Annotated in this window: 29 protein-coding genes; 13 read left to right on the plus strand and 16 right to left on the minus strand. The window is 74.2% G+C overall.

Annotated elements, in window-relative coordinates:
* The first annotated feature begins 17 nt into the window (after nucleotides 1-17).
* The 3 genes from ACWIX7_RS07705 to ACWIX7_RS07715 are packed head-to-tail and all read left to right on the plus strand — an operon-like array spanning nucleotide 18 to nucleotide 1,550.
* Nucleotides 18-470 carry a DUF2243 domain-containing protein gene (locus ACWIX7_RS07705; protein WP_448620962.1) on the plus strand — a complete coding sequence of 151 codons (453 nt, stop codon included), beginning with the start codon at nucleotides 18-20 and terminating at the stop codon, nucleotides 468-470.
* On the plus strand, nucleotides 467-1,207 hold the full coding sequence (locus ACWIX7_RS07710) for a cytochrome c oxidase assembly protein (protein ID WP_448620963.1): 741 nt from the start codon (nucleotides 467-469) through the stop codon (nucleotides 1,205-1,207). The genes ACWIX7_RS07705 and ACWIX7_RS07710 overlap by 4 nt, the downstream gene beginning before the upstream one ends.
* 4 nt (nucleotides 1,208-1,211) lie before the next feature.
* Nucleotides 1,212-1,550: a hypothetical protein gene (locus ACWIX7_RS07715; protein ID WP_448620964.1), complete on the plus strand. Its 339-nt coding sequence runs from the start codon at nucleotides 1,212-1,214 to the stop codon at nucleotides 1,548-1,550.
* On the opposite strand, the gene ACWIX7_RS07720 is transcribed toward ACWIX7_RS07715, so the two are convergent.
* From ACWIX7_RS07720 to dapE, 5 genes are read right to left on the minus strand one after another with little or no spacing between them, the layout of a single operon-like run.
* Nucleotides 1,543-2,367 carry a MerR family transcriptional regulator gene (locus ACWIX7_RS07720; RefSeq protein ID WP_448620965.1) on the minus strand — a complete coding sequence of 275 codons (825 nt, stop codon included), beginning with the start codon at nucleotides 2,365-2,367 and terminating at the stop codon, nucleotides 1,543-1,545. The two genes, ACWIX7_RS07715 and ACWIX7_RS07720, sit on opposite strands and share 8 nt — an antisense overlap.
* Before the next feature lie 34 nt (nucleotides 2,368-2,401).
* Entirely contained in the window at nucleotides 2,402-2,863 is a 462-nt protein-coding gene (locus tag ACWIX7_RS07725) for an SRPBCC family protein (RefSeq protein ID WP_448620966.1), read from the minus strand.
* Entirely contained in the window at nucleotides 2,856-3,218 is a 363-nt protein-coding gene (locus ACWIX7_RS07730) for a DivIVA domain-containing protein (protein ID WP_448620967.1), read from the minus strand. Before ACWIX7_RS07730 ends, ACWIX7_RS07725 begins: the two co-directional genes overlap by 8 nt.
* Nucleotides 3,219-3,248: 30 nt before the next feature.
* Nucleotides 3,249-4,088 (minus strand): LOG family protein, encoded by an 840-nt coding sequence (locus ACWIX7_RS07735; RefSeq protein ID WP_448620968.1) that lies wholly within the window; start codon nucleotides 4,086-4,088, stop codon nucleotides 3,249-3,251.
* Entirely contained in the window at nucleotides 4,085-5,209 is a 1,125-nt protein-coding gene (gene dapE, locus ACWIX7_RS07740; protein ID WP_448620969.1) for a succinyl-diaminopimelate desuccinylase, read from the minus strand. The genes ACWIX7_RS07735 and dapE overlap by 4 nt, the downstream gene beginning before the upstream one ends.
* A gap of 263 nt (nucleotides 5,210-5,472) precedes the next feature.
* Here dapE and dapD point away from each other — a divergent pair, with 263 nt between their 5' ends.
* Both dapD and ACWIX7_RS07750 read left to right on the plus strand, forming a co-directional pair.
* A complete protein-coding gene (dapD, locus tag ACWIX7_RS07745) occupies nucleotides 5,473-6,447 on the plus strand; it encodes a 2,3,4,5-tetrahydropyridine-2,6-dicarboxylate N-succinyltransferase (RefSeq protein WP_448620970.1) in 975 nt (324 codons plus the stop codon).
* Nucleotides 6,448-6,625: 178 nt separating this feature from the next.
* Nucleotides 6,626-7,276 carry a hypothetical protein gene (locus tag ACWIX7_RS07750; protein ID WP_448620971.1) on the plus strand — a complete coding sequence of 217 codons (651 nt, stop codon included), beginning with the start codon at nucleotides 6,626-6,628 and terminating at the stop codon, nucleotides 7,274-7,276.
* A 22-nt stretch (nucleotides 7,277-7,298) separates the two neighbouring features.
* Here ACWIX7_RS07750 and dapC read toward each other — a convergent pair whose 3' ends face one another.
* Nucleotides 7,299-8,420: a succinyldiaminopimelate transaminase gene (gene dapC / locus ACWIX7_RS07755; RefSeq protein WP_448622140.1), complete on the minus strand. Its 1,122-nt coding sequence runs from the start codon at nucleotides 8,418-8,420 to the stop codon at nucleotides 7,299-7,301.
* Nucleotides 8,417-8,743, minus strand: coding sequence for a ferredoxin (fdxA, locus tag ACWIX7_RS07760; protein WP_012947287.1), 327 nt, complete (start codon nucleotides 8,741-8,743; stop codon nucleotides 8,417-8,419). The genes dapC and fdxA overlap by 4 nt, the downstream gene beginning before the upstream one ends.
* Before the next feature lie 173 nt (nucleotides 8,744-8,916).
* On the opposite strand from fdxA, the gene ACWIX7_RS07765 reads away from it, so the two are divergent.
* Nucleotides 8,917-9,669, plus strand: a complete 753-nt coding sequence (locus ACWIX7_RS07765; protein WP_448620972.1) for a GNAT family N-acetyltransferase — start codon at nucleotides 8,917-8,919, stop codon at nucleotides 9,667-9,669.
* Between the two features lie 85 nt (nucleotides 9,670-9,754).
* Nucleotides 9,755-12,577 (plus strand): bifunctional diguanylate cyclase/phosphodiesterase, encoded by a 2,823-nt coding sequence (locus ACWIX7_RS07770; RefSeq protein WP_448620973.1) that lies wholly within the window; start codon nucleotides 9,755-9,757, stop codon nucleotides 12,575-12,577.
* A 12-nt stretch (nucleotides 12,578-12,589) separates the two neighbouring features.
* Here the strand turns inward: ACWIX7_RS07770 and ACWIX7_RS07775 are convergent, their stop codons facing one another.
* The 7 genes from ACWIX7_RS07775 to ACWIX7_RS07805 all read right to left on the minus strand — a co-directional run bounded on the left by ACWIX7_RS07775 (nucleotide 12,590) and on the right by ACWIX7_RS07805 (nucleotide 19,790).
* Nucleotides 12,590-12,976 (minus strand): hypothetical protein, encoded by a 387-nt coding sequence (locus tag ACWIX7_RS07775; RefSeq protein WP_448620974.1) that lies wholly within the window; start codon nucleotides 12,974-12,976, stop codon nucleotides 12,590-12,592.
* Complete coding sequence (gene mshB / locus ACWIX7_RS07780) at nucleotides 12,973-13,866, minus strand: N-acetyl-1-D-myo-inositol-2-amino-2-deoxy-alpha-D-glucopyranoside deacetylase (protein ID WP_448620975.1); 894 nt, start codon at nucleotides 13,864-13,866, stop codon at nucleotides 12,973-12,975. Before mshB ends, ACWIX7_RS07775 begins: the two co-directional genes overlap by 4 nt.
* 175 nt (nucleotides 13,867-14,041) lie before the next feature.
* Nucleotides 14,042-15,091, minus strand: a complete 1,050-nt coding sequence (locus ACWIX7_RS07785; RefSeq protein ID WP_448620976.1) for an ABC transporter ATP-binding protein — start codon at nucleotides 15,089-15,091, stop codon at nucleotides 14,042-14,044.
* A complete protein-coding gene (locus ACWIX7_RS07790) occupies nucleotides 15,084-16,136 on the minus strand; it encodes an ABC transporter ATP-binding protein (protein ID WP_448620977.1) in 1,053 nt (350 codons plus the stop codon). Before ACWIX7_RS07790 ends, ACWIX7_RS07785 begins: the two co-directional genes overlap by 8 nt.
* A complete protein-coding gene (locus tag ACWIX7_RS07795) occupies nucleotides 16,133-17,104 on the minus strand; it encodes an ABC transporter permease (RefSeq protein WP_448620978.1) in 972 nt (323 codons plus the stop codon). Before ACWIX7_RS07795 ends, ACWIX7_RS07790 begins: the two co-directional genes overlap by 4 nt.
* Nucleotides 17,097-18,020 carry an ABC transporter permease gene (locus ACWIX7_RS07800; protein WP_448620979.1) on the minus strand — a complete coding sequence of 308 codons (924 nt, stop codon included), beginning with the start codon at nucleotides 18,018-18,020 and terminating at the stop codon, nucleotides 17,097-17,099. Before ACWIX7_RS07800 ends, ACWIX7_RS07795 begins: the two co-directional genes overlap by 8 nt.
* A gap of 144 nt (nucleotides 18,021-18,164) precedes the next feature.
* Nucleotides 18,165-19,790, minus strand: coding sequence for a peptide ABC transporter substrate-binding protein (locus tag ACWIX7_RS07805; RefSeq protein ID WP_448620980.1), 1,626 nt, complete (start codon nucleotides 19,788-19,790; stop codon nucleotides 18,165-18,167).
* 345 nt (nucleotides 19,791-20,135) lie between these two features.
* Between ACWIX7_RS07805 and ACWIX7_RS07810 the strand changes: the two genes are divergently transcribed.
* A complete protein-coding gene (locus ACWIX7_RS07810) occupies nucleotides 20,136-20,306 on the plus strand; it encodes a CsbD family protein (RefSeq protein WP_448620981.1) in 171 nt (56 codons plus the stop codon).
* A gap of 49 nt (nucleotides 20,307-20,355) precedes the next feature.
* On the opposite strand, the gene ACWIX7_RS07815 is transcribed toward ACWIX7_RS07810, so the two are convergent.
* Together ACWIX7_RS07815 and ACWIX7_RS07820 are read right to left on the minus strand one after the other, a co-directional pair.
* Nucleotides 20,356-20,757, minus strand: coding sequence for a VOC family protein (locus ACWIX7_RS07815; RefSeq protein ID WP_448620982.1), 402 nt, complete (start codon nucleotides 20,755-20,757; stop codon nucleotides 20,356-20,358).
* 2 nt (nucleotides 20,758-20,759) lie between these two features.
* Nucleotides 20,760-21,530, minus strand: a complete 771-nt coding sequence (locus ACWIX7_RS07820; protein WP_448620983.1) for an NUDIX domain-containing protein — start codon at nucleotides 21,528-21,530, stop codon at nucleotides 20,760-20,762.
* Between the two features lie 35 nt (nucleotides 21,531-21,565).
* On the opposite strand from ACWIX7_RS07820, the gene ACWIX7_RS07825 reads away from it, so the two are divergent.
* From ACWIX7_RS07825 to ACWIX7_RS07845, 5 genes are all read left to right on the plus strand, one after another.
* Nucleotides 21,566-22,042 carry an RrF2 family transcriptional regulator gene (locus tag ACWIX7_RS07825; protein WP_448620984.1) on the plus strand — a complete coding sequence of 159 codons (477 nt, stop codon included), beginning with the start codon at nucleotides 21,566-21,568 and terminating at the stop codon, nucleotides 22,040-22,042.
* Nucleotides 22,043-22,387: 345 nt separating this feature from the next.
* Nucleotides 22,388-22,939: an adenylyl-sulfate kinase gene (gene cysC / locus ACWIX7_RS07830; RefSeq protein WP_448620985.1), complete on the plus strand. Its 552-nt coding sequence runs from the start codon at nucleotides 22,388-22,390 to the stop codon at nucleotides 22,937-22,939.
* A gap of 227 nt (nucleotides 22,940-23,166) precedes the next feature.
* Complete coding sequence (locus ACWIX7_RS07835; protein ID WP_448620986.1) at nucleotides 23,167-24,837, plus strand: nitrite/sulfite reductase; 1,671 nt, start codon at nucleotides 23,167-23,169, stop codon at nucleotides 24,835-24,837.
* Nucleotides 24,838-25,006: 169 nt separating this feature from the next.
* Nucleotides 25,007-25,717 carry a phosphoadenylyl-sulfate reductase gene (locus ACWIX7_RS07840; RefSeq protein ID WP_448620987.1) on the plus strand — a complete coding sequence of 237 codons (711 nt, stop codon included), beginning with the start codon at nucleotides 25,007-25,009 and terminating at the stop codon, nucleotides 25,715-25,717.
* Between the two features lie 133 nt (nucleotides 25,718-25,850).
* Nucleotides 25,851-26,144: a 4a-hydroxytetrahydrobiopterin dehydratase gene (locus ACWIX7_RS07845; protein WP_448620988.1), complete on the plus strand. Its 294-nt coding sequence runs from the start codon at nucleotides 25,851-25,853 to the stop codon at nucleotides 26,142-26,144.
* The last annotated feature ends 40 nt before the right edge of the window (nucleotides 26,145-26,184 follow it).

The raw sequence follows: 26,184 nt of genomic DNA on the forward strand, positions 1-26,184 counted from the left end.
CCGGGCACCGCCCGACGGTGCGCGCTCCTCCCCCGTCCGGACGGCGGCTGACGGCCTCGGGGCTGCTGTTCGGCGCCGGCCTCATGGGCTCGGTCGACGAGATCGTCTTCCACCAGCTGCTGGCCTGGCACTCCTTCTACGACCGCGCCGGGGGCACGGCGGGCCTGGTCTCCGACGGGCTGCTGCACGCGGCCTCGCTCTCGGCCGTCGTCGCCGGGCTGGCCCTGCTGGCCGACCTCCGCCGCCGCGGTGCCCTCGACGTCAGCCGGTGGTGGGCACTGGTACTGCTGGGTGCCGGCGCCTTCCAGCTGTGGGACGGCGTGGTCGACCACAAGCTGCTGCGGGTGCACCAGGTCCGCTACGGCGTCGACCTCACCGGCTACGACCTGGCCTGGAACGCCTCGGCCGTCGTCCTCCTCGCCGCCGGCGCGGCGCTGCTGCTGCGCGCCCGCCGCCGTGCGGCCCGGTGACCGGGCTGGCCGTCCTGGCGCTGCTGGCCGCCGGCGCGCTGTACGTGGCGGCCGGCTGGCGCACGCCCTGGCCCCTGCGGCGGACGACGTCCTGGCTGACCGGCCTGGCCGCGGCCGGGGTCGGGGTCGTGCTCTCGACCGCCCACGGCGACCTGCGCACCCACATGGCCGGACACCTGCTGCTGGGCATGGTCGCGCCGCTGCTGCTGGTGCTGGCCGCCCCGGTCACCCTGGCGCTGCGGACGCTGCCGGTCGACGCGGCCCGGCGGCTGGCCCGCCTGCTGCGGACCCCGCCGCTGCGCTGGGCGGGCGACCCGCTGGTCGCCGTCCCGGCCAACGCCGCCGGGCTCTGGCTGCTGTACGGCACCGGGCTGCACGCCGCCGTCGTCCACCAGCCGGCCCTGGGCGCGCTCGTGGCGCTGCACGTGCTGGTCAGCGGGTACCTCGCCACCGCCGCGGTGCTGGCCGTCGACCCGGCGCCGCACCGTCGCGGGGTCGGCGTGCGCGCCGCCGCGCTGGCCGCCGGCGCGGCCGCCCACGACGTCCTGGCGAAGTGGCTCTACGCCGCGCCCCTGCCCGGGGTGGCGCACGCCGCGGAGGGCGCGCGGCTCATGTGGGACGGCGGCACCCTCGTCACCCTGGTGGTCGCCGCGGTGCTGTGGCGGCGCTGGTACACCAGCCGCGCCGCCGTCCGGGCCGCGGGAGCACCCGCGGCGGCGGCCGTCGGGGCAGCATGAGCGGGTGGACGCCGCCGACCGCCTCGCCGCCCTCGTCGACACCCTCGCCGGCGAGCCGGACGTGACGCTCCCCGACCCCACCGTTCCGCGCCGGTTCGGGTCCCGGGCCCTGAAGGTCGACGGCGCGGCGTTCGCGATGGTGGTGCGCGGCGCGCTGGTGCTCAAGCTGCCCGAGGACCGCGTGGCCGCACTGTGCGCCGACGGGCGCGGCGGGCCGTTCGGCGGCCGGGGCCGGCCCTACCGCGAGTGGGTCGCGCTGGCCGACGGCGAGCCGGCCACCGACCTGCCGCTGGCGCGCGAGGCGCTGGCCTTCGCCCGCACCCGGCGAGACGCCCTCAGCTGACCGGCCAGGTCACCTCGAGGTGCGGCTCGTCGGGGACGACGTCCCGGCCGCCGAGGTACACCTCGACGGGGCTGCCGGTGCGCTCCAGCCCGGCGGCGTCGCACCAGCGGGCGACGGCGTCGTAGGCGTCGAGGATGCGCGGGAACTCCGCCTCGGCGCGGGTCAGCACGGTGACCGCCTCGCGACCGGCCGGCTGCCGCCGCACCCGCAGCTCCCCCGCCGGCCGCACCGTGCCCGCGAACGGGACGGCGACCTCCACCGGGCCGTCGCTGTCGGCGGTGACCATGCCGTGGTAGACGACCCGCAGCGCGCCGGCGCGGGTCGCACCCGACGCCGCGAGGTGCTCCTCGAGGGCGCGGGCGGCGTCGCCGATGAAGGTGCCGAGCTCCTCGACGGTCAGCCGCCGCTGCGTGGTCAGCAGCGTGGCCTCGTCGGTGGTGCGCAGGGCGACGTCGTGCACGGGGGCCTCCGGGGGGTCGTCGTCGCCGGCGAGTCGCCGGTGCAGGGAGCGGACGAGCGCCCGCCGGAGGGCGACGTCGTCCTCGACGCCGGCCCACCAGTGGTCGACCGCGGCCAGCCGGTCGGCCGGCTCGAGGTCGACCACCTCCCGCACCCGCGCGAGCGGCATGCCGGCCTGGCGCAGCAGCCCGACCAGCCGGGCGCGGGCCACCTGCGACGGGGCGTACCAGCGGTGACCGGAGTGCCCGTCGACGCGCGCGGGCACGAGCAGCCCGCGGGCGCCGTAGAGCCGCAGCGCCTTGGGCGACAGCCGGGTGCGGCGCAGGAACTCCCCGACCCGCAGCAGGTGCTCGTCCACGCCGCTCACCCTCGGACCGGCCCCAGGGGCCGGGTCAAGCGCGGCCGGTGTAGCGCCGGGCGAAGTCGGCGAAGCGCTTCAGCGAGAGGCGGACGCCGGCCACCGCGGCCGGCTTGACCAGCGGCCAGCCGGCCTGCCCGAGCAGCCCGAAGGGCAGCCACAGCTGCTCGGTCCACGTCACCAGCGAGCCCGCGCCCTGCGGCGTGACCTCGAAGGTGCCCGGCCCGCGGATGATCCGACCGGTGTGCTGGACGACGGCGCGCCGCGGCGGGTCCCACTCGGTGACGACCATCGTGTCCAGCACGCCCAGGCGCCGTCCCCGCACGGGCAGGCCGGTGCGCGCCGCCAGCCGGCCGCCGACCGCGTGCGGGTCCCCGCCGGTGACCTCGACGTCGGTCAGCAGCATCCACTCGCCCTGGCGGGTCCAGTCGGTGAGCGCCGCCCACACCTGCTGCGGCGGGGCGTCCACGACCACCCGCTCCACCAGTTCACGCATCGGTCCGCGCTCCGTTCCCGCCCGCCGGGGCGTCGTCCGAGCCGGGCGCACGCCCGGCCTCCTCCAGCCGGGCGCGCAGCGCCGCGACCTCCGCGTCGCGCTCCTCGAGCGCCTGCGCCAGCTCCTCGAGCAGCCAGTCGACCTCGGTCATCCGGTAGCCCCGGACGGTCACCGACATGCGCACCCCGCGGACGTCGTCCGCGGTGACCGGCCGGTCCTCGGGCAGCTCCAGCGGCGAGCGGTCCGGATCGGCCGGCGGCTGGGTCTCCCCCCGGCCGAGCAGCACCGAGCCGCCGAGGAACAGCAGCCCGCCGACCACCGCGACGGTGAGGACGAAGACGACCGCCTCGAGCACCGCGACCTCAGGCCCTTCCCTCGGGTGTCATCACGCGTCGCTGGGGCTGTCGTCGACCGGGAAGGCCCGCATCCCGCCGCCGTTGTCGCCGGCCTGCCGCGCCTTCTCGGCCTCCTGGACGATCCGCACGACCTCGTCGACGTCGTCGGTCACCGTGAACAGGTCCAGGTCGGTGTCCTTGATGGTGGCCGCGGGCACCATCGTCGTCCGGAGCCAGTCGACCAGCCCCGACCAGTACTCCGACCCGAACAGCACCACCGGGAAGCGGGTCACCTTGCGGGTCTGCACCAGGGTGAGCGCCTCGAACAGCTCGTCGAGGGTGCCGAAGCCGCCGGGCAGGATGACGAAGGCCTGCGCGTACTTCACGAACATCGTCTTGCGGACGAAGAAGTAGCGGAACGCGATGCCGACGTCGACCCACTCGTTGAGCTCCTGCTCGAACGGCAGCTCGATGCCCAGACCGACCGAGAGCCCGCCGGCCTCCGACGCGCCGCGGTTGGCCGCCTCCATCGCGCCCGGACCGCCGCCGGTGATGACCGCGTAGCCGGCCTCGGCCAGCGCCGCGCCGATCGCCACGCCCGAGGCGTAGTGCGGCGAGTCCTGGGGGGTGCGGGCGCTGCCGAAGACGCTCACCGCGCGCGGCAGCTCGGCCAGCAGCCCGAAGCCCTCGACGAACTCGCTCTGGATGCGCAGGACGCGCCACGGGTCGGTGTGCACCCAGTCGGTCGGACCGCGGCGGTCGAGCAGCCGCGCGTCGGTCGTCGTCCCCTGCAGGCGGGGGTCCGGCTCGCCACCGCGCAGCATCACCGGGCCGCGGTGGCGGGTGGGCCGGGGCTTGCGGGCGTTGGCGGGCTCGGGCGTGGTGGTCATGCGCGCTCCTGGTCCGTGGGCGTCGACAGGTAGGCGACGAGCGCGTCCTCGGCCGGCTGCAGCCGGTCGACGAGGACGTGCTCCTCGCGGGTGTGGGCCAGCTGCGGGTCCCCGGGGCCGTAGTTGAGGGCCGGGATGCCGAACGCGGCGAAGCGGGCGACGTCGGTCCAGCCGAGCTTGGCGCGGGCCGGGCGCCCGACGGCGGCCACGAAGGCCGCGGCCGCGGGGTCGGCCAGCCCCGGCAGGGCCCCGCCGGCGTTGTCGACGACGGTCAGCGTCACCCCGGCGGCGAGCGCGTCGGCGAAGACCTCGCGGACGTGCGCCTCGGCGGCGTCCTCGTCGCGGTCGGGCGCGTAGCGGAAGTTCACCGTCACCGTGCAGGCGTCCGGGACGACGTTGCCGGCCACGCCGCCCTCGATGCGGACGGCGTTGAGCCCCTCGCGGTAGACGCAGCCGTCGATGTCGACCTCCCGCGCCTCGTAGGCCGCGAGGGTGGCGAGGATGCCGGCCGCGCCGTGGATCGCGTTGACCCCGAGCCAGCTGCGGGCGCTGTGGGCGCGCCGGCCGGGGACCTCCAGCACCGCCCGCAGGGTGCCCTGGCAGCCACCCTCGATCTCGCCGTCGGTGGGCTCGAGCAGGATCGCCAGGTCGCCGTAGAGCCAGCCGCGGCGCTCCCGCACCACCCGGCCGAGGCCGTTCTTCACGGCCTCGACCTCCTCGTTGTCGTAGAAGACGAACGTCAGGTCGTGGGCGGGCTCGGCGCCGGGGACACCGAAGCGCCCGGCCAGCCGCAGCATCACCGCGTCGCCGGCCTTCATGTCGCTGGTGCCGCAGCCGTAGAGCCGGCCGGTGGCCTCGTCGAGGCGGCTGGGGACGTTGTCGGCGATCGGCACGGTGTCCAGGTGACCGGCGAGGACCACCCGGGTGGGCCGGCCGAGGTCGGTCCGCGCGAGGACCGCGTCGCCGACCCGCTCGACCTCCAGACCGCCGAGCGCCCGCAGCGCCGCCTCGACGGCGTCGGCGAGGGGGCCCTCGCCGCCCGACACCGACGGCGCGTCGACCAGCGCGCGGGTGAGCGTCAGGACGTCGGCCGCGGGGTCCAGCGGGGGCAGGTCGGTCACGACTCCCGAGCCTACGGTGGCGCCGTGACCGAGCCGCCACAGCGCGCCAGCGGCACCGGCCCGTCGCCCACCGTTCACCCAAGCGCGCCGACGCGTCGGGTCCCGCCGTCCTGGCTCACCGCTCCGGGTCCGGGCTCACGACTGGTGCCGAGCCCGGACCTCGAACGACCAGCTGACCTGATCATCGCCGGCTGTCGGGCCGTGGGACCCCGGCCCCCGACCGAGTCGGCAGCGCGGGACCGGCGCTCGGTAGCGTCGTCCCCGTGACCGACTCCGCCCCGCTCTCCGCCGTCGCCGCCGGTCTGGCCACCGTCACCCCCACCGGGACGGTGCTCGACACCTGGTACCCCGAGCCGCGGCTCGGCGCGTCCGAGGGCGCGCGCCCCGGCACCACCCGGCTGGGTGCGCTCGAGATCTCCGGCGAGCTCGGCCCCGACTACGGCGGCCTGGTCCGCAGCGACGAGTCACGCGGCGTCGAGGTGATCGCCGTCCGGACGGTCATCCCGGACCTCGCCGCGCCGCCCACCGACACCCACGACGTCTGGCTGCGGCTGCACCTGCTCTCCCACCGGCTGGTGACCCCGCGCAGCATCAACATGGACGGCGTCTTCGGCCTGCTGACCAACGTGGCCTGGACCAGCGCCGGCCCGGTCGAGGCGGCGACGTTCAACGTCCACCGGCTGCGCGCGGCGCTGGGCCACGTGACGGTGTTCGGCGTCGACAAGTTCCCGCGGATGGTGGACTACGTCATCCCCTCCGGCGTCCGCGTCGCCGACGGCGACCGCGTGCGGCTGGGCGCCCACCTGGCCGAGGGGACGACGGTCATGCACGAGGGCTTCGTCAACTACAACGCCGGCACCCTCGGGCCGTCGATGGTCGAGGGCCGGATCAGCGCGGGCGTCGTCGTCGGCGCCGACAGCGACATCGGCGGCGGCGCCTCGATCATGGGCACCCTCTCCGGCGGCGGGAAGGAGGTCGTCTCGATCGGCTCGGGCTGCCTGCTGGGCGCCAACGCGGGCATCGGCATCTCCCTCGGCGACAACTGCGTCGTGGAGGCCGGCTGCTACGTGACCGCCGGCTCGCGGGTGACCCTGCCCGACGGCTCGGTGGTGAAGGCCGCCGAGCTCTCCGGGCGCGACGGGCTGCTGTTCCGGCGCAACTCGGTCTCCGGTGCGCTGGAGGCCCTGCCGCGGACCGGCACCTGGGGCGAGCTGAACGCGGCGCTGCACAGCAATTGAAGGACCACCCTTCCCCCCACGCCTCGCGAGCTCGGCGCGGGACCCTGGAGGGTGGCCGTTCCAGCACGTCACCAGGCTCGCGGCGAGCCTCTGGACGGGGCCGGCGGGACCCTGCGGGTACGACACCACTGCCGCGAGTCCAGGATCCGTCCAGGATCCGCCCCTACAGTCGCGGACGATGAGCAGCACACGCAGCGCGACGGCACGGCGGACGACGTCCGCGCGCCGGCCGCCGGCGCGCCGCCCGGCTGCCCGGCGCCGCCCGTCCGGACGGCCCGCCCCGGTCCGCCGTGGGCCCACGCGGACCGCGGCGTCCTGGGGGTGGCTCGCGGCAGTGCTCGCCGTGGTCGCGCTCGTGGCGCTCTCGGTCCACGCCGACGGGGAGGACGTCCCGATGGCGACCGCGGAGTGCACGCTGCCGGCGACCGGCATCCGGCTCACCGGCGAGCAGATCGGCAACGCCCGGACCATCGCGCAGGTCGGTCACGAACGCGGCCTGCCGGAGCGGGCCGTCGTCATCGCCCTGGCCACGGCGATGCAGGAGTCCCGGCTGCGCAACCTCGACTACGGCGACCGGGACTCCCTCGGCCTGTTCCAGCAGCGCCCCTCGCAGGGCTGGGGGACGCCCGCGCAGGTGCAGGACCCCGTCTACGCCGCCGGGAAGTTCTACGACGGCCTGGTGCAGGTCCCCGGGTGGGACACCCGCCGGCTGACCGAGGCAGCCGATGCCGTGCAGCGCTCGGCGTTCCCGGAGGCCTACCAGAAGCACGAGGGCGTGGCCGTCGAGCTGGTGGCCGCGCTCGACCTCGACACCGTGCTCTGCGGCTGAGCCGGGCCGGTGGTGCCCCCGCTCAGCCGGCGAGGCGCTCCACGGCGGCGTCGATCCGCTCGTCGGTGGCGGTGAGCGCCATGCGCACGTGCCGCCCACCCGCCGGGCCGTAGAAGGAGCCCGGGGCGGCCACGATGCCCAGACCCGCGAGCCAGTCGATCGTCGTCCAGCAGTCCTCGTCGCGGGTGACCCACAGGTACAGCCCGGCCTCGGAGTGGTCGATGCGCGCGCCGGCGGCCCGGACGGCGGCGGCCAACCGGTCGCGGCGGGCGCGGTAGCGCTCCCGCTGCTCGTCGACGTGGGCGTCGTCGGCCAGCCCGGCGGTCATCGCGGCCTGCACCGGCGTGGGCACCAGCAGCCCGAGGTGCCGGCGCACCTCCCACACCTGGCGGACCAGCGCCGGGTCGCCCGAGAGCAGCCCTGCGCGGTACCCCGCGGCGGTCGACTGCTTGGACAGCGAGTGCACCGCGAGCAGCCCGGTGTGGTCGTCCCCCGCGACCGACGGGTGCAGGACCGAGCGCGGCTCGACGTCCCACCCCAGGGTGACGTAGCACTCGTCGGCGACCACCGGCACGCCGTGCGCGCGGCCCCACGCCACCCAGGCGCGCAGCTCCTCGTCGGTCAGCACCCGGCCGTGCGGGTTGCCCGGCGAGTTCAGCCACACCAGGACCACGCCGGCGGCGTCGTCCGGTGGGGTGTCGGTCCGCCGCACGGTGAGCCCGGCCAGCACCGCACCGACCTCGTACGTCGGGTAGGCGACCTCGGGGATCAGCACCGAGCCGGCGCCGCGCAGCCCGAGCAGGGTCGGCAGCAGCGCGACCAGCTCCTTGGACCCGACGGTGGGGATCACGGAGGGGACGGCGCCGAGCGGGTCGGCCAGCCGCACGCCCAGCCGGCGCTGCAGCCAGCCGGCCGCCGCGGTACGCAGCGCGGCGGCGCCGAGCGCGGTCGGGTACCCCGGCGCGTTGCCCGCACCGGCCAGGGCGGTGGCCAGCAGGTCAGGCGTGTCGTCGACCGGCGTCCCGATGGAGAGGTCGACGACGCCGCCGGGGTGCCCGGCCGCCTCGGCCCGCGCTGCTCTCAGCGAGTCCCAGGGGAAGTCGGGCAGCCGACCGGCCGCCGTCCCCGGGGTGGTGGTCGTCAGTGACCCTCACCCTGCGGCGGCAGCGCGGCCACGAGCGGGTGGTCCTTGCCGATCTTGCCGGTCTTGGCGGCACCACCGGGGCTGCCCAGGTCGGAGAAGAACTCCACGTTGGCGTTGTAGAAGTCCTTCCACTTGTCCGGGACGTCGTCCTCGTAGTAGATGGCCTCCACCGGGCACACCGGCTCGCAGGCGCCGCAGTCGACGCACTCGTCGGGGTGGATGTAGAGCATCCGGTCGCCCTCGTAGATGCAGTCCACCGGGCACTCGTCGATGCACGCCTTGTCGAGGACGTCGACGCAGGCCTGGGTGATGACGTAGGTCACGGGTGTTCCCTCCCGGGGACGTGCGGGGCTGCTCCGCCGGCGCGACGGCCGGTCGTCTCTGGCCTCAAGTATGGCCCGTGGCGCTCTCGTGAAACGGAACGGGTGGCCCGGTCGACCCCGGCCGGGTGAGACCCCGTCGGATGGCCCCCGTGCCGACGGCGCAGGATCGGACCGTGGGACAGAGCCGGTCACCCCTCGACGTCGCAGGCCTCGAGCGCCTGGCCACCCGCGGCTGGCGCGGCGCGGAGGAGGCCCCGCTCGGCGAGTGGCTGCTGCGCGCGGGTGGCGGCTTCACCGGCCGGGCCAACTCCGCGCTGGTCGTCGGCGACCCCGGCATGCCGCTGCCCGACGCGGTGGACGCCGTCACGCGCTGGTACACCGACCGCGGGCTGCGGCCGTGCGCGATGCTGCCGGGCCGCCAGTCCCGCGCCGCCGACGACGCCTTCGCCGTGGCCGGGTGGGAGCGCGACGAGGACGTGCTGGTGCTGACCGGGCCGCTCACGCCGGTGCCGGCCGACGGCGTCCCGGTCGACCTCTCCCCCGAGCCGGACGACGCCTGGCTGGCCGGCTACCGGCACCGCGGCCGGCCGCTGCCGCCCACCGCCCGCGGCGTGCTCGTCAACGCCGAGGACGTCGTCTTCGCCTCGGTGCGCCTCGACCCGCCGCCGGCCCCGCTGGCCGCCGTCGCCCGCGGGGTGGTCACCGACGGCTGGCTCGGCGTCGCCGCGGTCACCGTCGAAGAGCGGTACCGCCGGCAGGGGCTGGCGACCGCCGTCATGGCCGCGCTGCAGCGCTGGGGTGCTCGGCGCGGCGCCCAGTGGCTGTACCTGCAGGTGTCGGCGTCCAACACCCCCGCGCGGGCGCTCTACCGGCAGGCGGGCCTCATCGAGCACCACCGCTACCACTACCGGTACGCACCGGCCTGACGCCGACCCGCGGCGTGGTCACCCGCTGGGGGCAGAGCGGGTCGGCCGGCTCAACACCCGTGCGACGACGGCCGACACCGGAGACGTGTCCGTTGCCAGGCTCCTCACTGCCAAAGCGTCGGCCCCGTACGACGCAGAGACCGCGGTCGAACGGCTCCTGACCCGCGTGCGGCAGCAGGTCCGCGCGGCCCGGGTCGTCGTGTGGGTGTACGAGGCCACGACCGAGACGGTCGTGGCCTACCGGCAGTCGGTGTCGGCCCAGACGACGCCGGGCTCGGGGCCCCTCGTGCTGCACCACGCGGTGCCGGTGGCCGGCTCCCCCCTGATGTCGGCCGTGGTGCACGACCGCCGGCCGGTGCGGGTGGAGGACGGGGACCCCGATGCCATCGCGCCCGGGATCGCCGCGCGGCTCGGCGTCCGATCGGTCCACGGCGAGCCGCTGCTGTTCGGCGACCGGGTCGTCGGGGTGCTCACCGTCGAGCCGGCCGCGGCGGCCGGGGAGCGTGTCGAGCAGGCCGCGCCGGCCATCGCCCGTGCGCTGTCAGCGGCATGGACGCGCCGGTCGGAGACCCGGCGGCTGGCGCAGGCAGAGGTGCTGCTCGGACTGATCGAGACCGCCGCCCGGGCCGAGTCGACCGAGCACCTGCTCGCGGCGGCCTGCGAGCTGCTGGCCGAACTCGGCGAGGCGGAGCGCGCGTGCGTGTTCCTGCTCGAGGACGACCGCCTGGTCCCGCGCATGGCCAGCTACGCCGACGGGCGTCGCGACGCCGAGACCTGGCGGCTGTTCCGCAACGCCCCGGTCCCGCTCGAGCTGGCCGAGGTGGTGCTCCGCACCGGTCAGCCGCTGGCCGCCGACCGGGACTCCGAACTGCTGGCGGGCTGGTGGGCGGACGAGTTCTCCATCGCCTCGGCCTTCGCCGTCCCGCTGGGCCGCCGGCCGCACGTCTCGGGCGTCCTCACGCTCGACAGCACCCGGCTGCGCCCCTTCTCCGAGGACGTCCGTCGGCTCGCTGCCGCCGCCGGCGCCCACCTTGGCAGCGTGATCGAGCAGGCCCGGACCAATGAGGCCCGCGCGGCCTCGCTGCGCACGGCCCGCGCCGTCCGGCAGATGCTGGTCGACGGCTCCGGGGCCATCGGGGCGGACGAGGCGGCGGAGGTCCTGGCCCGCGCCGTGCAGGACCTGACCGGCACCGAGCGCAGCGCCGCCTACCTCGTCGACGACGACGGCATCGTGCAGTCGGTCCAGCACCTGGACTGGTCGGACGAGCACCGGCAGGTGATCACCGAGCGCGTCGTGGGCAGCGCGGCGGACGACGTCCCCCTGTGGCGGGTGACCGTGCGCGACCGCCGTCCGGTCTTCGTCGAGGACGCCGAGGCCAGCGACCTGCTCGACCCCCGGCTGGTCGCCGCGCTGCGGCTGCGCTCCTACGTCAGCGTGCCCCTGCTGTCCGGCGACCGGCTGCTCGGCCTGGTCGTGTCCGGCGCGATCGAGTCGCCCCTGCAGTGGTCCCCGGCGATGCAGGAGGGCGTCCGGCAGGTCGCCCTGGAGGGCTCCCTGGTGGTGGAGGCCGCCAAGCTGCGCGAGGTCGAGCAGCTGCGTCTGCAGCAGCTGGCCCGGGACGCCCACCACGACCCGCTCACGGGCCTGGCCAACCGGCGCCGGTTCACCGAGGAGCTGGAGCGCACCGTCTACGGCACCGGCGACCGCCGGTGCGCGGTCGTGATGATCGACCTGGACCGGTTCAAGGAGGTCAACGACAGCTTCGGTCACACCGTCGGCGACGACCTGCTGTCCCTCGTCGGTCCGCGTCTGGAGCAGGCCCTGGGGCCGGGCGACCTCCTGGCCCGGATGGGCGGCGACGAGTTCGCCGTCCTGCTGCCGGATGCCGACGAGGCCCGCGCCCGGGAGGTGGCCGTCCGGATCGGGGACGTGCTGCACGAGGCGTTCGTCCTCGACGGGATGTCGCTGACCGTCGACGCGAGCATCGGCATCTCGCTGTGCCCGGACCACGGCCGTGACCGCTCCCTCCTGCTGGCCCGGGCCGACACCGCCATGTACGGAGCCAAGCGGGGCCGGCACGGTTTCGAGGTGTGGGGACCCGACGCGGACACCGGCTCGCGCACCCGTCTGCAGACCCTGGAAGACCTGCGCGTGGCGCTGGAAGCCGAGGAGCTGGACAACCACTACCAGCCGAAACTGGACCTGCGCACCGGCCGGGTCACCGGCGTCGAGGCGCTCGTCCGCTGGCAGCACCCCGAGCGGGGGCTGCTCGCCCCCGGTGCGTTCCTACCGCTGGCCGAGCAGGCAGGGCTCATGCGGCGGCTGGCGCTGCAGGTGCTGGAGCGGGCCATCAGGGACCTGCGCGACTGGCGCGCGGCTGGGCACTCGCTGTCCATGGCGGTCAACCTGTCGGTCTCCAACCTGCAGGACGTCGAGCTGCCGGAACAGGTGCAGCTCCTGCTGGACACGTACGGCGTCCCCGCGGACGCGCTCGTCCTCGAGATCACCGAGGACGTCCTCATGGCCGACGCGGCGCGCAGTCAGCAGGTGATGGCGGCGCTGCGCCGGCTCGGCGTCCGGCTGTCGATCGACGACTACGGCACCGGCTACTCGTCGCTGGCCTACCTGCGCGCGCTGCCCGTCGACGAGCTCAAGCTCGACCGCAGCTTCGTCTCCTCCCTCACCACGGACGCGAAGGCGGCCGCGATCGTGCGCAGCACCCTGCAGCTGAGCCGGGACCTCGGGATGACCATGGTGGTCGAGGGCGTGGAGGACGAGGCTGCACTCGACGCCCTGCGTCGGTGGAACTGCGACGTGGCGCAGGGTTACCACATCGCCCGCCCCATGCCGGCCGACCGGTTGGTGTCCTGGCTGGCCGGCCGGCCGGTCGACGCGGTGGTGTCCTGACCGGGTCCGACGTCAGGACGGCCGGTCCGCGCCCGCCCGCGGCGCGGCGAGCACCTTGCCGACGGCGAAGGCCGCGGCCACGACCCCGGCCAGCAGGAAGGCCAGCGAGAGGAACCCGAGGACGCCGCCGCCGGTGAGCAGCAGGTCGCCCTCGGGACGGCGCAGGCTGGCGCCCACCGCGACGACCAGCCACACCACGGCGGGCAGCACCGCGCCGAGACGGGAGCCGGTCAGCCGCGCGGCCAGGCCGACCAGCAGCAGGTTGCCGACGACCGCGGCCACCACGGACACGGGCACGGGGACGCCGAACACCCGCAGCGGCAGCCAGAAGACCTCGACCAGCGCCAGCCACGCCGCCAGCACGGTGACCAGCAGGGCCGCCCCGAGCCTCCGGATCACGCGTCCAGACCGGCGAACAGGTCGTCCTCCCAGCCCTCCCGCGTCACCGCCGGACCCCGCTGGCCGCGCACCAGCCGGTAGTACTCGGTGCCGAGGACCTCCTGGCCCAGGTTGTTCGACAGCGCGAAGAACGGGCCGTCGACGGTGATCTGGGTGGCGTGCGCGCGCATCGCGGCGTCCTTGCGCCCGGCGTGCGCCCGCCCGTCGACCGCCGCGGCGACCAGCTCGTCGGGGACGGCGAAGGGCACGTCGTCGAGCTCGCCCAGGGACTCGAACGGCGAGGCCTCCCCCAGCGCGGCCATCGCCTCGATGCCCTGCCGCATCACCGAGCGCGGCACGCAGCACCAGTAGACCTTCGCGACCTCCCACGCCGCGCCGAGGTCGGGGCGGTAGGCGGGGTCGGCGGCGGCGTCCACGGCACGCATGGCGACGCGGTGGGCCTGGATGTGGTCGGGGTGGCCGTAGCCGCCGTTCTCGTCGTAGGTGACGACGACCTGCGGCCGCACCTCGCGGACGACGGCGACGGCGTGCGCGACCGCCTCGTCGAGGTCGGCCTGCCAGAAGGCGCGGGGCTTGTCGTTGGCCGGCGTCCCCATCATCCCGGAGTCGCGGTAGCGCCCCGGGCCGCCGAGGAAGCGCCAGTCGGCGACCCCGAGGGCCGCCATGGCCGCGCTCAGCTCGCTGATCCGGTACCCGCCGAGCTGGTCGGCGTGGTCGGCGGCCAGCAGCTCCAGCTCGGGGACGAGCACCTCGCCCTCCTCACCCAGGGTGCAGGTGAGCAGGGTGACCGAGGCGCCCTCGGCGACGTAGCGGGCCATGGTGGCGCCGTTGTTGATCGTCTCGTCGTCGGGGTGGGCGTGCACCAGGAGCATGCGGCGGGAGGGCGTCACGCGCTCCATCCTGCAACGCCCGCGATCGCGGAGGACGACGCCGTCACGCCCGCCCCCTCCACCAGTCGATCATGGGGTTGGAGCGAGCGACACGGCCGGACACGCCGTGGCCACCGGCACCAACCCCATGATCGACTGCGGGACGTCCGTCGTCCGGGAGGACGGTGTCATCCCCTCACTCGGCGTCGACGGGGACGACCGTGCGGGCCTCGGCGAAGTGGCAGGCCGAGGGGTGGCCCTGGCCGCGGTCGACGAGCGCCGGCGCCTCCTGGGCGCAGATGTCCTGGGCCTTCCAGCAGCGGGTGCGGAACCGGCAGCCCGACGGCGGGTTCGCGGGGCTGGGCACGTCGCCCTGGAGCAGGATCCGGTCCTTCTGCCCGCGCAGGTGCGGCTCGTGCAGCGGCACCGAGGACAGCAGCGCCTGCGTGTAGGGGTGCGACGGCGAGCCGTAGACCTGCGCGTCGGTGCCCTCCTCCACCACGCTGCCGAGGTACATGACCGCGACCCGGTCGGAGATGTGCCGGACCACCGACAGGTCGTGCGCGATGAACAGGTAGGACAGGCCGAACTCGTCCTGCAGGTCCTCCAGGAGGTTCACGACCTGCGCCTGCACCGAGACGTCGAGGGCCGACACCGGCTCGTCGCAGACGATCACCTCGGGCCGCAGCGCCAGCGCCCGGGCGATGCCGATGCGCTGCCGCTGCCCGCCGGAGAACTGGTGCGGGTAGCGGTTGACGTAGTCGGGGTTGAGTCCGACGCGGTCGAGCAGCTCCTGGGTGCGCTGCAGCCGGCCCTTCCTCGGGGCGACGTCGGCGTGCACCGACCACCCCTCGGCGACGATGTCGCCGACGGTCATCCGCGGGTTCAGCGAGGCGTACGGGTCCTGGAAGATGATCTGGACCTCGCGCCGGTAGGCCTTCAGTGCGCGGCCGTTCATCTTCGCGACGTCGCGGCCCTTGTAGAGGATCTGCCCGTCGGTCGGCTTCTCCAGCGCCACCAGGAGCTTCGACACCGTCGACTTGCCGCAGCCGGACTCGCCGACCAGGCCCACGGTCTCACCGCGGTGCATGGTCAGGTCGACGCCGTCCACGGCTCGGACGTGACCGATGGTCCGCTTGAAGACGATCCCCTGGGTCAGCGGGAAGTACTTCTTCAGGCCCCGGATCTCCAGCAGCTTCTCGCCGGGGGTGGATGCGGCGGTCGCGCCGGTCGTGGCTTCAGACACCGAGGACCTCCTCGCTGTAGTGGCAGGCCGCCTCGCGGCCCGGGACGACCAGGCGCAGCGGCGGGATGTCGGTGGCGCACTCGCGGCCGGGTGCTGCCGCGGCCCCCAGCCGGCGGCGCGAGCACCGCGGGTGGAACGGGCAGCCGCTGGGGATCGCCGCCAGGTTCGGCGGCTGCCCGACGATCGGCTGCAGCCGGCCGCCCTTGGCCTCCACCTGCGGGACCGAGCTCATGAGGCCGTCGGTGTACGGGTGCGCCGGGTTGCCGAAGACGTCGTCGACGGTGCCGCGCTCGACGATCCGGCCGGCGTACATGACCGCCACGTTGTCGGCGACCTCGTTGACCACGCCCAGGTCGTGGGTGATGAGGATCAGGCCCATCCCGGTGTCGCGCTGCAGGTCCTTGAGCAGGTCCATGACCTGCGCCTGCACCGTGACGTCGAGGGCGGTGGTGGGCTCGTCGGCGATGAGCACCCGCGGGTCGAGGGCGATCGCCATCGCGATCATGACCCGCTGGCGCATGCCGCCGGAGAACTGGTGCGGGTAGTCGTCCACCCGGGACGCGGCCGCGGGGATGCGGACCCGGTCCATCAGCTCGATCGCGCGCTTCTTCGCGTCCCGCTTCGACATCCCGCGGTGCGCGCGGAACATCTCGCCGATCTGGTATCCGACGCTGTAGACGGGGTTCAGCGAGGACAGCGCGTCCTGGAAGATCATCGCGATCCCCGGACCGCGGACCTTCCGCTGCTCCTCGGGCGGGAGCTGGAGCAGGTCGTCGCCCTGGAAGTGGATCCCCCCGCCGGTGATGACCGCTGGCGGGCTGTCGAGGATCCCCATGATCGCCTGAGCCGAGACCGACTTGCCGGAGCCGGACTCGCCGAGGATGGCCAGGGTCTCCCCCTCGGCGAGGCTGTAGCTGATGCCGTTGACGGCGTTCACCACACCGGAGCGGGTGCGGAACTCCACGTGCAGGTCGTCGACCTCGAGCACGGGCGTGCCCACGCCGGCGCCGGGCACGGGCGAGGCGGACAGGTCGGGTCGGGTCATGCGCGCTGCCTCGGGTCGAGGGCGTCGCGCAGGGCGTCACCCATCATCACGAACGCCATCACGGTCAGGGTCAGGATGATGCTGGGGAACAGCACCAGGTGCGGGGCGCTGCGGATCGAGTCACGCCCGGCCGCGAGCTGCAGTCCCCAGGAGATCGCCGGCCGCTGCAGCCCGACGCCGAGGAACGTCAGCGTCGCCTCCGCGGCGATGAGCACGCCGATCGTGATGGTCGTGTAGACGAGCACCGGCGCCACCGCGTTCGGCAGGATGTGCCGGACCAGGATCCGCCTGTGCGACGCCCCCATGGCCCGGGCCGCCGCCACGTAGTCGGAGCTCTTCACCGCGATGACCTGTGACCGCACCAGCCGCATCGCTGTCATCCAGCCGAACAGCGCAAGGGCCAGGGCGACCGCCCCTGGTCCCCGGCTGTTGATGATCGGGATGTCGGTGGCCGGCCCCACTCGCAGGAGCACCAGGGCGCCGAGGATCAGGGGCAGCGCGTAGAAGATGTCGGCGATCCGGGACAGCACCCCGTCCGTCAGCCCGCCGAAGTAACCGGCGATGGCGCCCACGACGACGCCCAGGACGAGGACGACCACGACGGCGAAGACACCGATGATCAGCGAGTTGCGCGCGCCGTAGACGACGTTGGCCAGGTAGTCGCAGCCCTGCACGTCGTAGCCGAACCAGTGGTCGGCCGAGGGCAGGGCCTTGGAGTTGGCCAGGTCGCAGGCCCGCGGGTCGGCGCCCCGGGCGAACAGCTGGGGCACGATCGCCATGAGGACGAACAGGAGGCACAGCACGGCGCCGATCCAGAACAGCGGGTTGCGCCTGAGCTCGCCCCAGGCGTCGCTCCACAAGCTGTTCTGCCGGGACTCGGTGACGTCGACCGACGGGCTGGCCAGCCCGGTGGTGGTGCCGGCCTCGACCTCGTCGTGCCGCAGGTCCAGGTGCTGCTGATCAGTCATAGCGGATCCTCGGGTCGAGGACGGCGTAGAGCACGTCGACCACCAGGTTGAAGAAGATGAAGAAGGCGACCATCAGCGTCACGATGCCGACGACGACCGCACCCTCCTGAGCACGCACGGAGTCGAAGACCTCCCGTCCGATGCCGGGCAGGTTGAACACCGTTTCGGTGACGATGGCGCCGCCGAGCAGCGTGCCGATGTCGGCTCCGATGAACGTGACGACCGGGATCAGGCTGTTGCGCAGGGTGTGCCGGACGATCACCGTCCGGTTGGGCAGCCCCTTGGCCCGAGCCGTCCGGACGTAGTCGGCGCGCAGGTTCTCCGCGACGCTGGTGCGCGTCAGCCGGGCCACGTAGGCCAGGGAGCCCGACGCCAGCACCAGGCCCGGGAGCAGGTAGCCGTAGAGCCCCTCGCGCGTCCCGGCGATGGGGAACCAGCCGAGCTTGAGGCCGAACAGCAACTGGGCGACGAAGGCCAGCACGAGGATCGGGATCGAGACGATCAGCGTGGTCGAGACCAGCACGAGGTTGTCGAAGACGCTGTTGCGCCGGATGCCGGCGAGCACACCGGCGACCAGACCGATGACGGCCTCGAAGACGATGGCCACCAGGGCCAGCTTGACGGTGACCGGCAGGGTCCGCTCGATCGTGTCGAGGACCGGCCGGCCGCGGAAGTCGGTGCCCAGGTCCCCCCGGAACAGGCCCTTGAGGTACTCCCAGTACTGCACCCACAGCGGGTCGTTCAGGTGGAAGCGCTCGCGCAGGACCTCGACGACCGCCGGCGAGACGGGGCGGTCCCCGGCGAGTGCCCGGATGGGGTCACCGGGGAGGGCGTACACCATCCCGAAGATCAGGAAGGACGCGCCGAGCAGCACGGGGATGGTGAGCAAGAGGCGGCGCGCGACGTAGCGGCCCATGTTCCCCCTCGGGTCGTCGTGCCGCCGGGCTCCGCCGGTGACACGGGGTTCATCGTGCCCGCTGGGCGGCACACGCGCGCCGCCGGGGGCGACCGTCCTGCTCGGACGGGCGCCCCCGGCGGGTGGTGCGGTCCTGCTCGGCCGTCAGCCGGTGACGGTGACCTCGGACCAGACCGGACGCTGGAACAGGTCGATCCGGACGTTGTCCACGCGGTCGGTGTGCACGCTCTGGATCTTGGTGAAGAACAGCGGGGCCATCGGCATGTCCTGGGCGATGATGTCCTCCGCCTGCTGGTAGTCGGCGATGGCCTCGTCCTCGCTGGCCGCCTGGTCGCCCTGGGCGATCAGGTCCACCACCTGCTGGTTGGAGTAGAAGCTGTAGTTCGAGCCGATCGGCGGGAACGACGACGGCGTGAACAGCGGGGTCAGGTAGCTCTCCGCGGCCGGGTAGTCGAAGCTCCAGCCATAGCGGTACGGGCCGGTCCAGCCCTTCTGCTCACCGAGCGGCAGGTACTGGGAGAAGTCCAGGTTGCCCTGCAGCGAGAAGTCCACGCCGAGGTTCTGCCGCAGCTGGTTGCCCACGGCCTCCATCCAGGCGTCGTGACCGCCGCCGGCGTTGAACCACAGGTTCAGCGGCTGGCTGCGGTCGAAGCCGGCCTCGTCGAGCAGCTGGTTGGCCCGGTCGGGGTCGAACGTGCAGAACTCGCAGGAACCCTCGCGGTAGCCGTCGACGACCGGCGAGATGAACGAGTCGGCCGGGGTGCGGGTACCGGAGAAGATGGCGTCGGAGATGGCCTGCCGGTCGACGGCCATCGAGATGGCCTGGCGCACCCGCGGGTCGGCGAAGCGCGGGTCGTAGGTCGGGAAGCCGAGGTAGGTGATCTGCGAGACCTCGGTCTCGATGAAGCCGTCCCCGAACGCGTCTCGGGCCGACTCGATGACGTCGGGCGGGATGACGTCGACGATGTCGACGTTGCCGTCCTGGGCGTCGGTGTAGGCGGTGGCCTGGTCCGCGTACACGATGAACTCCATGCCGTCGGCCTGGGCCGCGTCCTCGCCGGCGTAGTCCTGGTACCTGGTCAGGGTGATGCCCTGGCCGGGGACGTAGTCGCTGTCGGCCTGGAACGGGCCGTTGCCGATCGGGCGGGTGCCGAAGCCCTCGGGGTCCTGGAAGAAGGCGTCGGGCAGCGGGTCGAACGAGTTGTAGCCGACGACCGCCGGGAACAGCCGGAACGGGGCACTCAGCTGCACCGTGAAGGTGCGGTCGTCGACCACCTGCAGCCCGCTCAGCGTCTGGGCGGCGCCGTCCTGCAGCTCCTGGAAGCCTGCGATGCGGGACAGGTAGGAACCGCCGTCCTGCGCGTTGGCCGGGTTGGCGGTGTAGTTCCAGGCGTCGACGTAGGACTGCGCGTCGACCGGCGTCCCGTCGTGGAAGGTCCAGCCGTCCTTGAGCGTGATCGTCCAGTTCTGGTTGTCGGTGGAGTCGATCGACTCCGCGACACCGGTGTACTCCACCTGACCGTCCTGGGAGTAGCCCACGAGACCGGTCCAGAGGGCGGCGATGACCTTGGCGCCCTCGCTCTCGGTGGTGTTGCCGGGGACGAGCGGGCTCTTCGGCTCGTTGATGTAGGCGGTGAAGGTGCCCCCGCCCTCGCCGCCACCGCCACCGCCGGAGCCGCCGTCGTCACTGCCACCACCACAGGCGGACAGGACCATCGCGCCGGACAGGCCGGTCGCGATGAGCGCAGCGAAGCGCTTGCTCAACCTCACGTGCAATGCCTCCCTCGTCCCGCTTCGCGGGGGGAACGGACTGGTTCGCCGGCAGCCGGGCGTCCGCGGACGGGCGGCCGGGGTCGTGCGGGCACACCGAGTCAACCCGGTACGAGCGGGGACCCTAGGCGCGCTCCGCGAAGGGCGTCCACGACCGTCACCGACTTGTGACCTCGAGTCAGCATCCCACAGGGTGGAATCGCACTTGCCACCGCCCAGGTCGCCCCGTTCTTGAGGACTTCCGCCCGGATGCGGGTCCCGCCGGACGTCTTCCGCCCTCACCGCCCCGGCGTGTCAGGTGCCTCGTGCGCGGGTACCCCGATGGGACCGAGGAGAGGAGTTCACATGAGCGGCGTCGACAAGATGAAGAACAAGGCCGAGGAGCTCTCGGGCAAGGGCAAGGAGAGCGTCGGCGAGGCGACCGGCGACCGCGACCTGCAGGCCGAGGGCAAGGCCGACAAGGCCTCGGGCAACCTCAAGCAGGCCGGCGAGAAGGTCAAGGACGTCTTCAAGTGAGCCGTGGGTCCCGTCCGGGCACCCGCCCGGACGGGACCCGCTCCCCCGGTCACCAGCTCTCGGCGACCAGCTCCACCTCGAACCCGGCGGCGTTTTCCAGGTAGGCCGCGTAGTGCTCCGGGCCGCCCGCGTGCGGGTGCCGGTCGGCGAACAGCAGCGACCAGCCCCGCCGTCCGGCCGCGGCGACGAGCGCGTCCACCTCGGCGCCGGTCGGCACGCTGAAGGCCAGGTGGTTGAGCCCCGGCCGACGGCGCTCGTGGACCCCCTCGACGACGTCGGGCCCGCTCTCCAGGACGACGTAGGTCTCCCCCAGCCGCCACGACCGCCCCCACGGCCACGACCGCTCCGGCGCCCACCCCAGCTCCGCGAGCAGCCAGCCCAGCGACGCCTCCGCGGCGGCGAGGTCGGCGACCCACAGCTCGACGTGGTGCAGCGTCCCGCGACCGGCCACGGTCAGTCCGGCCCCGGCCGGGCCAGCAGCGCGCGGACGGCGGGCAGCAGCGGCCGGTCGGCGGGGATCCAGTCCAGCGACTCGAGCTCGTCGGCGCCCAGCCAGCGCAGCTCGCTGTGCTCGTGCGCGGTCACCTCGCTGCCGGGCTGCACCCGGCCCCACCACACCCGCAGCGTCGACGCGCCGGGCAGCCCGCCGGCGACCACGCCGTCGAGCACCACCTCGCCCAGGAACGCCCGGGGGACGACGGCCACGCCGAGCTCCTCGCCGATCTCGCGGACCAGCGCGGCGAGCTCCTGCTCCCCCGGTTCGACCTTGCCGCCGGGGAACTCCCAGCAGCCGTCGTAGGGCCCGCCCGACCGCTGGGCCACGAGCACCCGGTCGCCGTCCACCAGCGCGGCGCCGACCACCTGGACGACGTCGAGTGCGCGCCGGGCCGCCGCGGCCGCGTAGCCGTCGAGGTGGGCCCGCATCGCGCGGAGCACCGGCCGCCGCAGCAGCGGGTCCACCACCCGCCCGAGCGGGCGCGGCAGCGCGGTGGCCCAGTCGACCTGCTCCTCGACGAGCGTGCCGGCGCCGGTGGCGGTGAACCGGCGGGAGTGGGTGAGCCAACGCCAGCCGCGGCCGGGTCCCACGGCGTACACGTCGCGGGTCGGACGGACCGACACGACCTCCTCCAGCGGCACCGGCCAGGGGCGGCCGAGGGCGCGGGCGACGTCGAAGGCCACGGTCAGCGGCGCCTCCACCAAGGTGGTGAAACGCAGCTGAGACACGGTGTCACCCTCCCAGACAGGGCAGACTGGCGGCCGTGCGCATCACCGCCCGGGTCGACTACGCCGTCCGGGCCGCCGTGGAGTTGGCCGCGGCGGCACCCGGAGCCCTGACCTGCGACCGCATCGCCGCGGCCCAGGGCATCCCCTCCCGGTTCCTCCAGTCGATCCTCGGCGACCTCCAGCACGCCCGGCTGGTCACCAGCCAGCGCGGCCGCGAGGGCGGTTACCGCCTGGCCCTGCCGCCCTCCGAGGTCTCCATCGCCCGCGTGATGCGCGTCGAGCAGGGCTTTCTCGCCGAGGTGCACGGCCAGCGTCCGGAGGACGTCGAGTACTCGGGCACCGCCGTCCCGCTGGCCTCGGTGTGGGTGGCCGCGCGGGAGGCCTACCGGCGGGTGCTCGAGGAGGTCACCCTCGCCGACGTCGTCGCCGGCAAGCTGCCGTCGCCGGTCGCCGAGCTGGCCGCGCTCGAGGAGGCGTGGCGCTCCTTCAGCGACGGGTCGACAGGCGACTGAGGGGGGCCGTGGCGCGCCACAGACCCGGCGTGGCCACTGCAGACCGACCGCCACGAGGGTGACCAGCCCGTGGCCCACCCGTCCGGCCGTGAGCCCGTCCGTCGGGTCCACCGCGTGGTTGGCCCACCCGTTGGCCACGGCGTCCGACACCAGCACCGCGACCGCCAGGACGACGCCGCTGCGCCGGCGCCCCGCCAGCAGGAGGGCGGCGAGCGGGTCGAGCACGGTCAGCGACAGGAAGTAGGTCCGCAGCCAGCCGGGCAGGTCCGGGTACGGGTCTCCGCCGGCGACGGCGAGCCGGGGGCGGGGCGGCGGGGCCGCGAGGCGCTGGGCGAGACTGGCGGCATGCCAGCTGAGCCGCGCCCGGGCGTCACCGTGTTCCTCACCGGCCTCTCCGGGGCCGGCAAGTCCACGATCGCCGACGCGCTGGTCGCCGACCTGGAGGCCGAGGGCCGGCCGGTGACGGTGCTCGACGGCGACGTCGTCCGCACCCACCTGTCCAGCGAGCTCTCCTTCTCCCGCGAGGACCGCGACCTCAACATCCGCCGGATCGGCTTCGTCGCCGGCGAGGTCGTCAAGCACGGCGGCACCGTGGTCGTGGCGGCGATCGCGCCCTACGAGGCCGCACGCGAGGCGGCCCGGGCGCTGGTCGAGCGGCACGGCCGGTTCGTGCTCGTGCACCTGTCCACGCCGCTGGAGGTCTGCGAGGGCCGCGACGTCAAGGGCCTGTACGCGCGGGCGCGCTCCGGGCAGATCACCGGGTTCACCGGCATCGACGACCCGTACGAGCCGCCGGCACGCGCGGAGGTCGTCATCGACACCTCGGTCACCCCGCTGCCCGAGTCGGTCGCCCGCATCCGGGAGGCGATGGACGGGGCCGTCGCGCCTGTCTCCTGAGTCACACTCCTCCGGCCCCGCCGCGTGTGGGACCATGGGGGCGTGACCGGTCGCGCCCTCCTCCTCGTCGCGCGCCGTCACATCGACCTCGCGCTGGTCAGCAGCGCGGTCTGTCGCCCCGCGCGCTGACCCCGGTCCCCCGCAGCACCCGCTGCGCCTCCCGATCCGGCAGCGCCCATCCCGTCCGGTCCGGCGCCGCGACGGCCGGCGCAGAAGGAAGTGCCACCGTGACCACTCCCCGCACGAGCAACAGGCCCCAGCGTGGCCAGGGCCAGTGGGCGCTGGGCTACCGGGAGCCGCTCAACCCCAACGAGCGGATGAAGAAGGACTCCGACGGGCTCGAGGTCCGCCAGCGCATCCTCGACATCTACGCGCACACCGGCTTCGGGGGCATCGACCCGAGCGACCTGCGCGGCCGCATGCGGTGGATGGGGCTCTACACCCAGCGGGCCCAGGGCATCCCCGGCGGGAAGACCGCCGTGCTGGAGCCCGAGGAGCTCGAGGACTCCTACTTCATGATGCGGGTGCGGACCGACGGCGGGGCGCTGACCAGCGCGCAGCTGCGGACCATCGGCGGCATCAGCACCGAGTTCGGTCGCGACGTCGCCGACGTCACCGACCGGCAGAACATCCAGTACCACTGGATCGGCATCGAGGACGTCCCCGAGATCTGGCGCCGGCTCGAGGAGGTCGGCCTCACCACGACCGAGGCCTGCGGCGACACCCCCCGCGGCATGCTGAACTGCCCGCTGGCCGGCGTCCTGGAGGACGAGGTCCTCGACGCCTCCGACGTCATGGCGGAGACCGTGGCCAAGTACGTCGGCAGCCCCGAGTTCAGCAACCTGCCGCGCAAGTGGAAGACGTCGATGTCCGGCTGCGTCGACCACTGCACCGAGCCGGAGATCGACGACGTCTCCTTCGTCGGCGTGCGCAACGCCGACGGCGAGGCCGGCTACGACCTGTGGGTCGGCGGCGGGCTGTCGACCAACCCGATGTTCGCCCAGCGGGTCGGCGTCTTCGTGCGGCCCGACCAGGTGACCGACGTCTGGGCGGCCTGCACCTCGATCTTCCGCGACTACGGCTACCGCCGGCAGCGCAACCGCGCTCGCATCAAGTTCCTCATGGCCGACTGGGGCCCGGAGAAGTTCCGCCAGGTGCTGGAGGACGAGTACCTGCACGAGGCGCTCCCCGACGGGCCGGCTGCGGCTCCGCCGAAGCACGAGTCCCGCGACCACGTCGGCGTCGCCCGGCAGAAGGACGGCGCCAACGCCGTCGGCTTCGCGCTGCGCACCGGCCGGATCACCGGCAGCCTGCTCACCCGGATCGCCGACCTCGCCGACGAGTACGGGCAGGGCCGCACCCGGACGACGACGCAGCAGAAGATGGTCATCCTGGACGTGCCGGACGAGCGGGTCGAGGACCTCGTCGCCGCGCTCGCCGAGCACGACCTGCTGGTCCGCCCGAGCGCCTTCCGCCGCGGCACGATGGCCTGCACGGGCCTGGAGTTCTGCAAGCTCGCGATCGTCGAGACCAAGCAGCACGCCCAGGACCTCTACGCCGAGCTGGAGAAGCGGCTGCCGGACTTCGACGAGCCGATCGGCATCAACGTCAACGGCTGCCCGAACAGCTGCGCCCGGTTCCAGACCGCCGACATCGGCTTCAAGGGCTCGATGGTGCGCGACGACAGCGGCGAGATGGTCGAGGGCTTCCAGGTGCACCTGGGCGGCCACCTCGGCACCGAGGCCGCCTTCGGCCGCAAGTTCCGCGGCCACAAGGTGACCAAGGCCGAGACCGCCGACTACTGCGAGCGGGTGCTGCGCGGCTACCTCGAGCGCCGCGAGCCCGGCGAGCGGTTCGCCGCCTACGTGGCGCGGGCGGAGGAGTCCTGGTTGCTGTGACGGAGGAGTCCGCAGGTGCCGGCGGAAGGGCACGGCAGCTGCCCGTGTTCTTCTGCCCGTACTGCGGGGACGAGGAGCTGACCCCGCACGGGGACGGGAGCGAGTGGCACTGCGCCGCTTGCCTGCGGACCTTCACCGTCCGGCTCACCGGGACAGGAGTGCACCGACCATGACGACCGCCGTCCGGCCCACGCCGGAGCTCGCCGCAGCGGCTGATGCCCGCTTCGAGGGGATCGCCGACCCCGTCGAGCAGGCGCTGGCCGTCCTGCGCTGGGCCGGGGAGACCTTCGGAGACGACTTCGCGGTCACCTCCTCCATGGCCGACGGGCTGCTCTCCCACCTGGCGTCGCGGGCGGTCCCAGGCGTCAACGTGGTCTTCCTCGACACCGGCTACCACTTCGCCGAGACCATCGGCACCCGCGACTGGGTCAGCGGGGTCATGCCGATCACGCTGGTCAACGTGCTGCCCGAGCAGACCGTCGCCGAGCAGGACGCCGAGTACGGCGCGCAGCTGCACGACCGCGACCCCGACCTGTGCTGCTCGCTGCGCAAGGTGCAGCCGCTGGCCAAGGCCCTCGCCGGGTACGCGGCGTGGGGCTCGGGCGTCCGCCGGGACGAGTCGCCCACCCGGGCGGGCACGAAGGTCGTCGACTGGGACGCCAAGCGCGGCATGGTGAAGGTCAACCCGCTGGCCGCCTGGACGCAGGACGACGTCGACGCCTACGTCGCCGAGCACCAGGTCCCGGTCAACCCGCTGCAGGAGATCGGCTACGCCTCGATCGGCTGCGCCCCGTGTACCCGCCCGGTGGCCCCGGGCGAGGACGCGCGCGCCGGTCGGTGGGCCGGCCGTGGCAAGACGGAGTGCGGGCTGCACCTCTGAAGGACCTCGTCCCACCCCACGCTGCAAGGACCCCGTCCTCCTCACCCCTCGCGAGCGCAGGGCGAGCCTCGGGACGGGGCCGTACGCCGTGGGCCCCTGGAACGAGGCCGTGCCAGGGCGGCAGGATGGGCCCGTGCCCCGACCGCCCCGCCTCTCCCCCGACGAGCTGACCGCCGCCCTCTCCGGCCTGCCGCTGTGGTCGGGGGACGGCGCGGGCATCCGCCGCAGCGTCGAGCTGCCCGGCTTCCCGGACGCCGTCGCCGCGCTCGTGCGCATCGCGTTCGTGGCCGAGCAGGTGGACCACCACCCCGACGTCGACCTGCGCTGGCGCACCCTGCACCTGACGCTGGTGACCCACTCCGCGGGCGGGGTCACCGAGCTCGACCTCCAGCTGGCCCGCCGGGTCGACGAGCTCTTCCCCGGCTGAAGACCCCCTGCCCGCCACGTCCGCACGCTCGGCGCGGACC

The sequence above is a fragment of the Geodermatophilus sp. URMC 65 genome, from assembly GCF_053502545.1.

What these genes read in the sequence shown, in the direction of transcription:
- ACWIX7_RS07725 (WP_448620966.1), bottom strand. Translation starts at nt 2,863, where the DNA reads ATGCGTGAACTGGTGGAGCGGGTGGTCGTGGACGCCCCGCCGCAGCAG.
- ACWIX7_RS07735 (WP_448620968.1), bottom strand. Translation starts at nt 4,088, where the DNA reads ATGACCACCACGCCCGAGCCCGCCAACGCCCGCAAGCCCCGGCCCACC.
- ACWIX7_RS07750 (WP_448620971.1), top strand. Translation starts at nt 6,626, where the DNA reads ATGAGCAGCACACGCAGCGCGACGGCACGGCGGACGACGTCCGCGCGC.
- ACWIX7_RS07790 (WP_448620977.1), bottom strand. Translation starts at nt 16,136, where the DNA reads ATGACCCGACCCGACCTGTCCGCCTCGCCCGTGCCCGGCGCCGGCGTG.
- ACWIX7_RS07795 (WP_448620978.1), bottom strand. Translation starts at nt 17,104, where the DNA reads ATGACTGATCAGCAGCACCTGGACCTGCGGCACGACGAGGTCGAGGCC.
- ACWIX7_RS07800 (WP_448620979.1), bottom strand. Translation starts at nt 18,020, where the DNA reads ATGGGCCGCTACGTCGCGCGCCGCCTCTTGCTCACCATCCCCGTGCTG.
- ACWIX7_RS07810 (WP_448620981.1), top strand. Translation starts at nt 20,136, where the DNA reads ATGAGCGGCGTCGACAAGATGAAGAACAAGGCCGAGGAGCTCTCGGGC.
- cysC (WP_448620985.1), top strand. Translation starts at nt 22,388, where the DNA reads ATGCCAGCTGAGCCGCGCCCGGGCGTCACCGTGTTCCTCACCGGCCTC.
- ACWIX7_RS07840 (WP_448620987.1), top strand. Translation starts at nt 25,007, where the DNA reads ATGACGACCGCCGTCCGGCCCACGCCGGAGCTCGCCGCAGCGGCTGAT.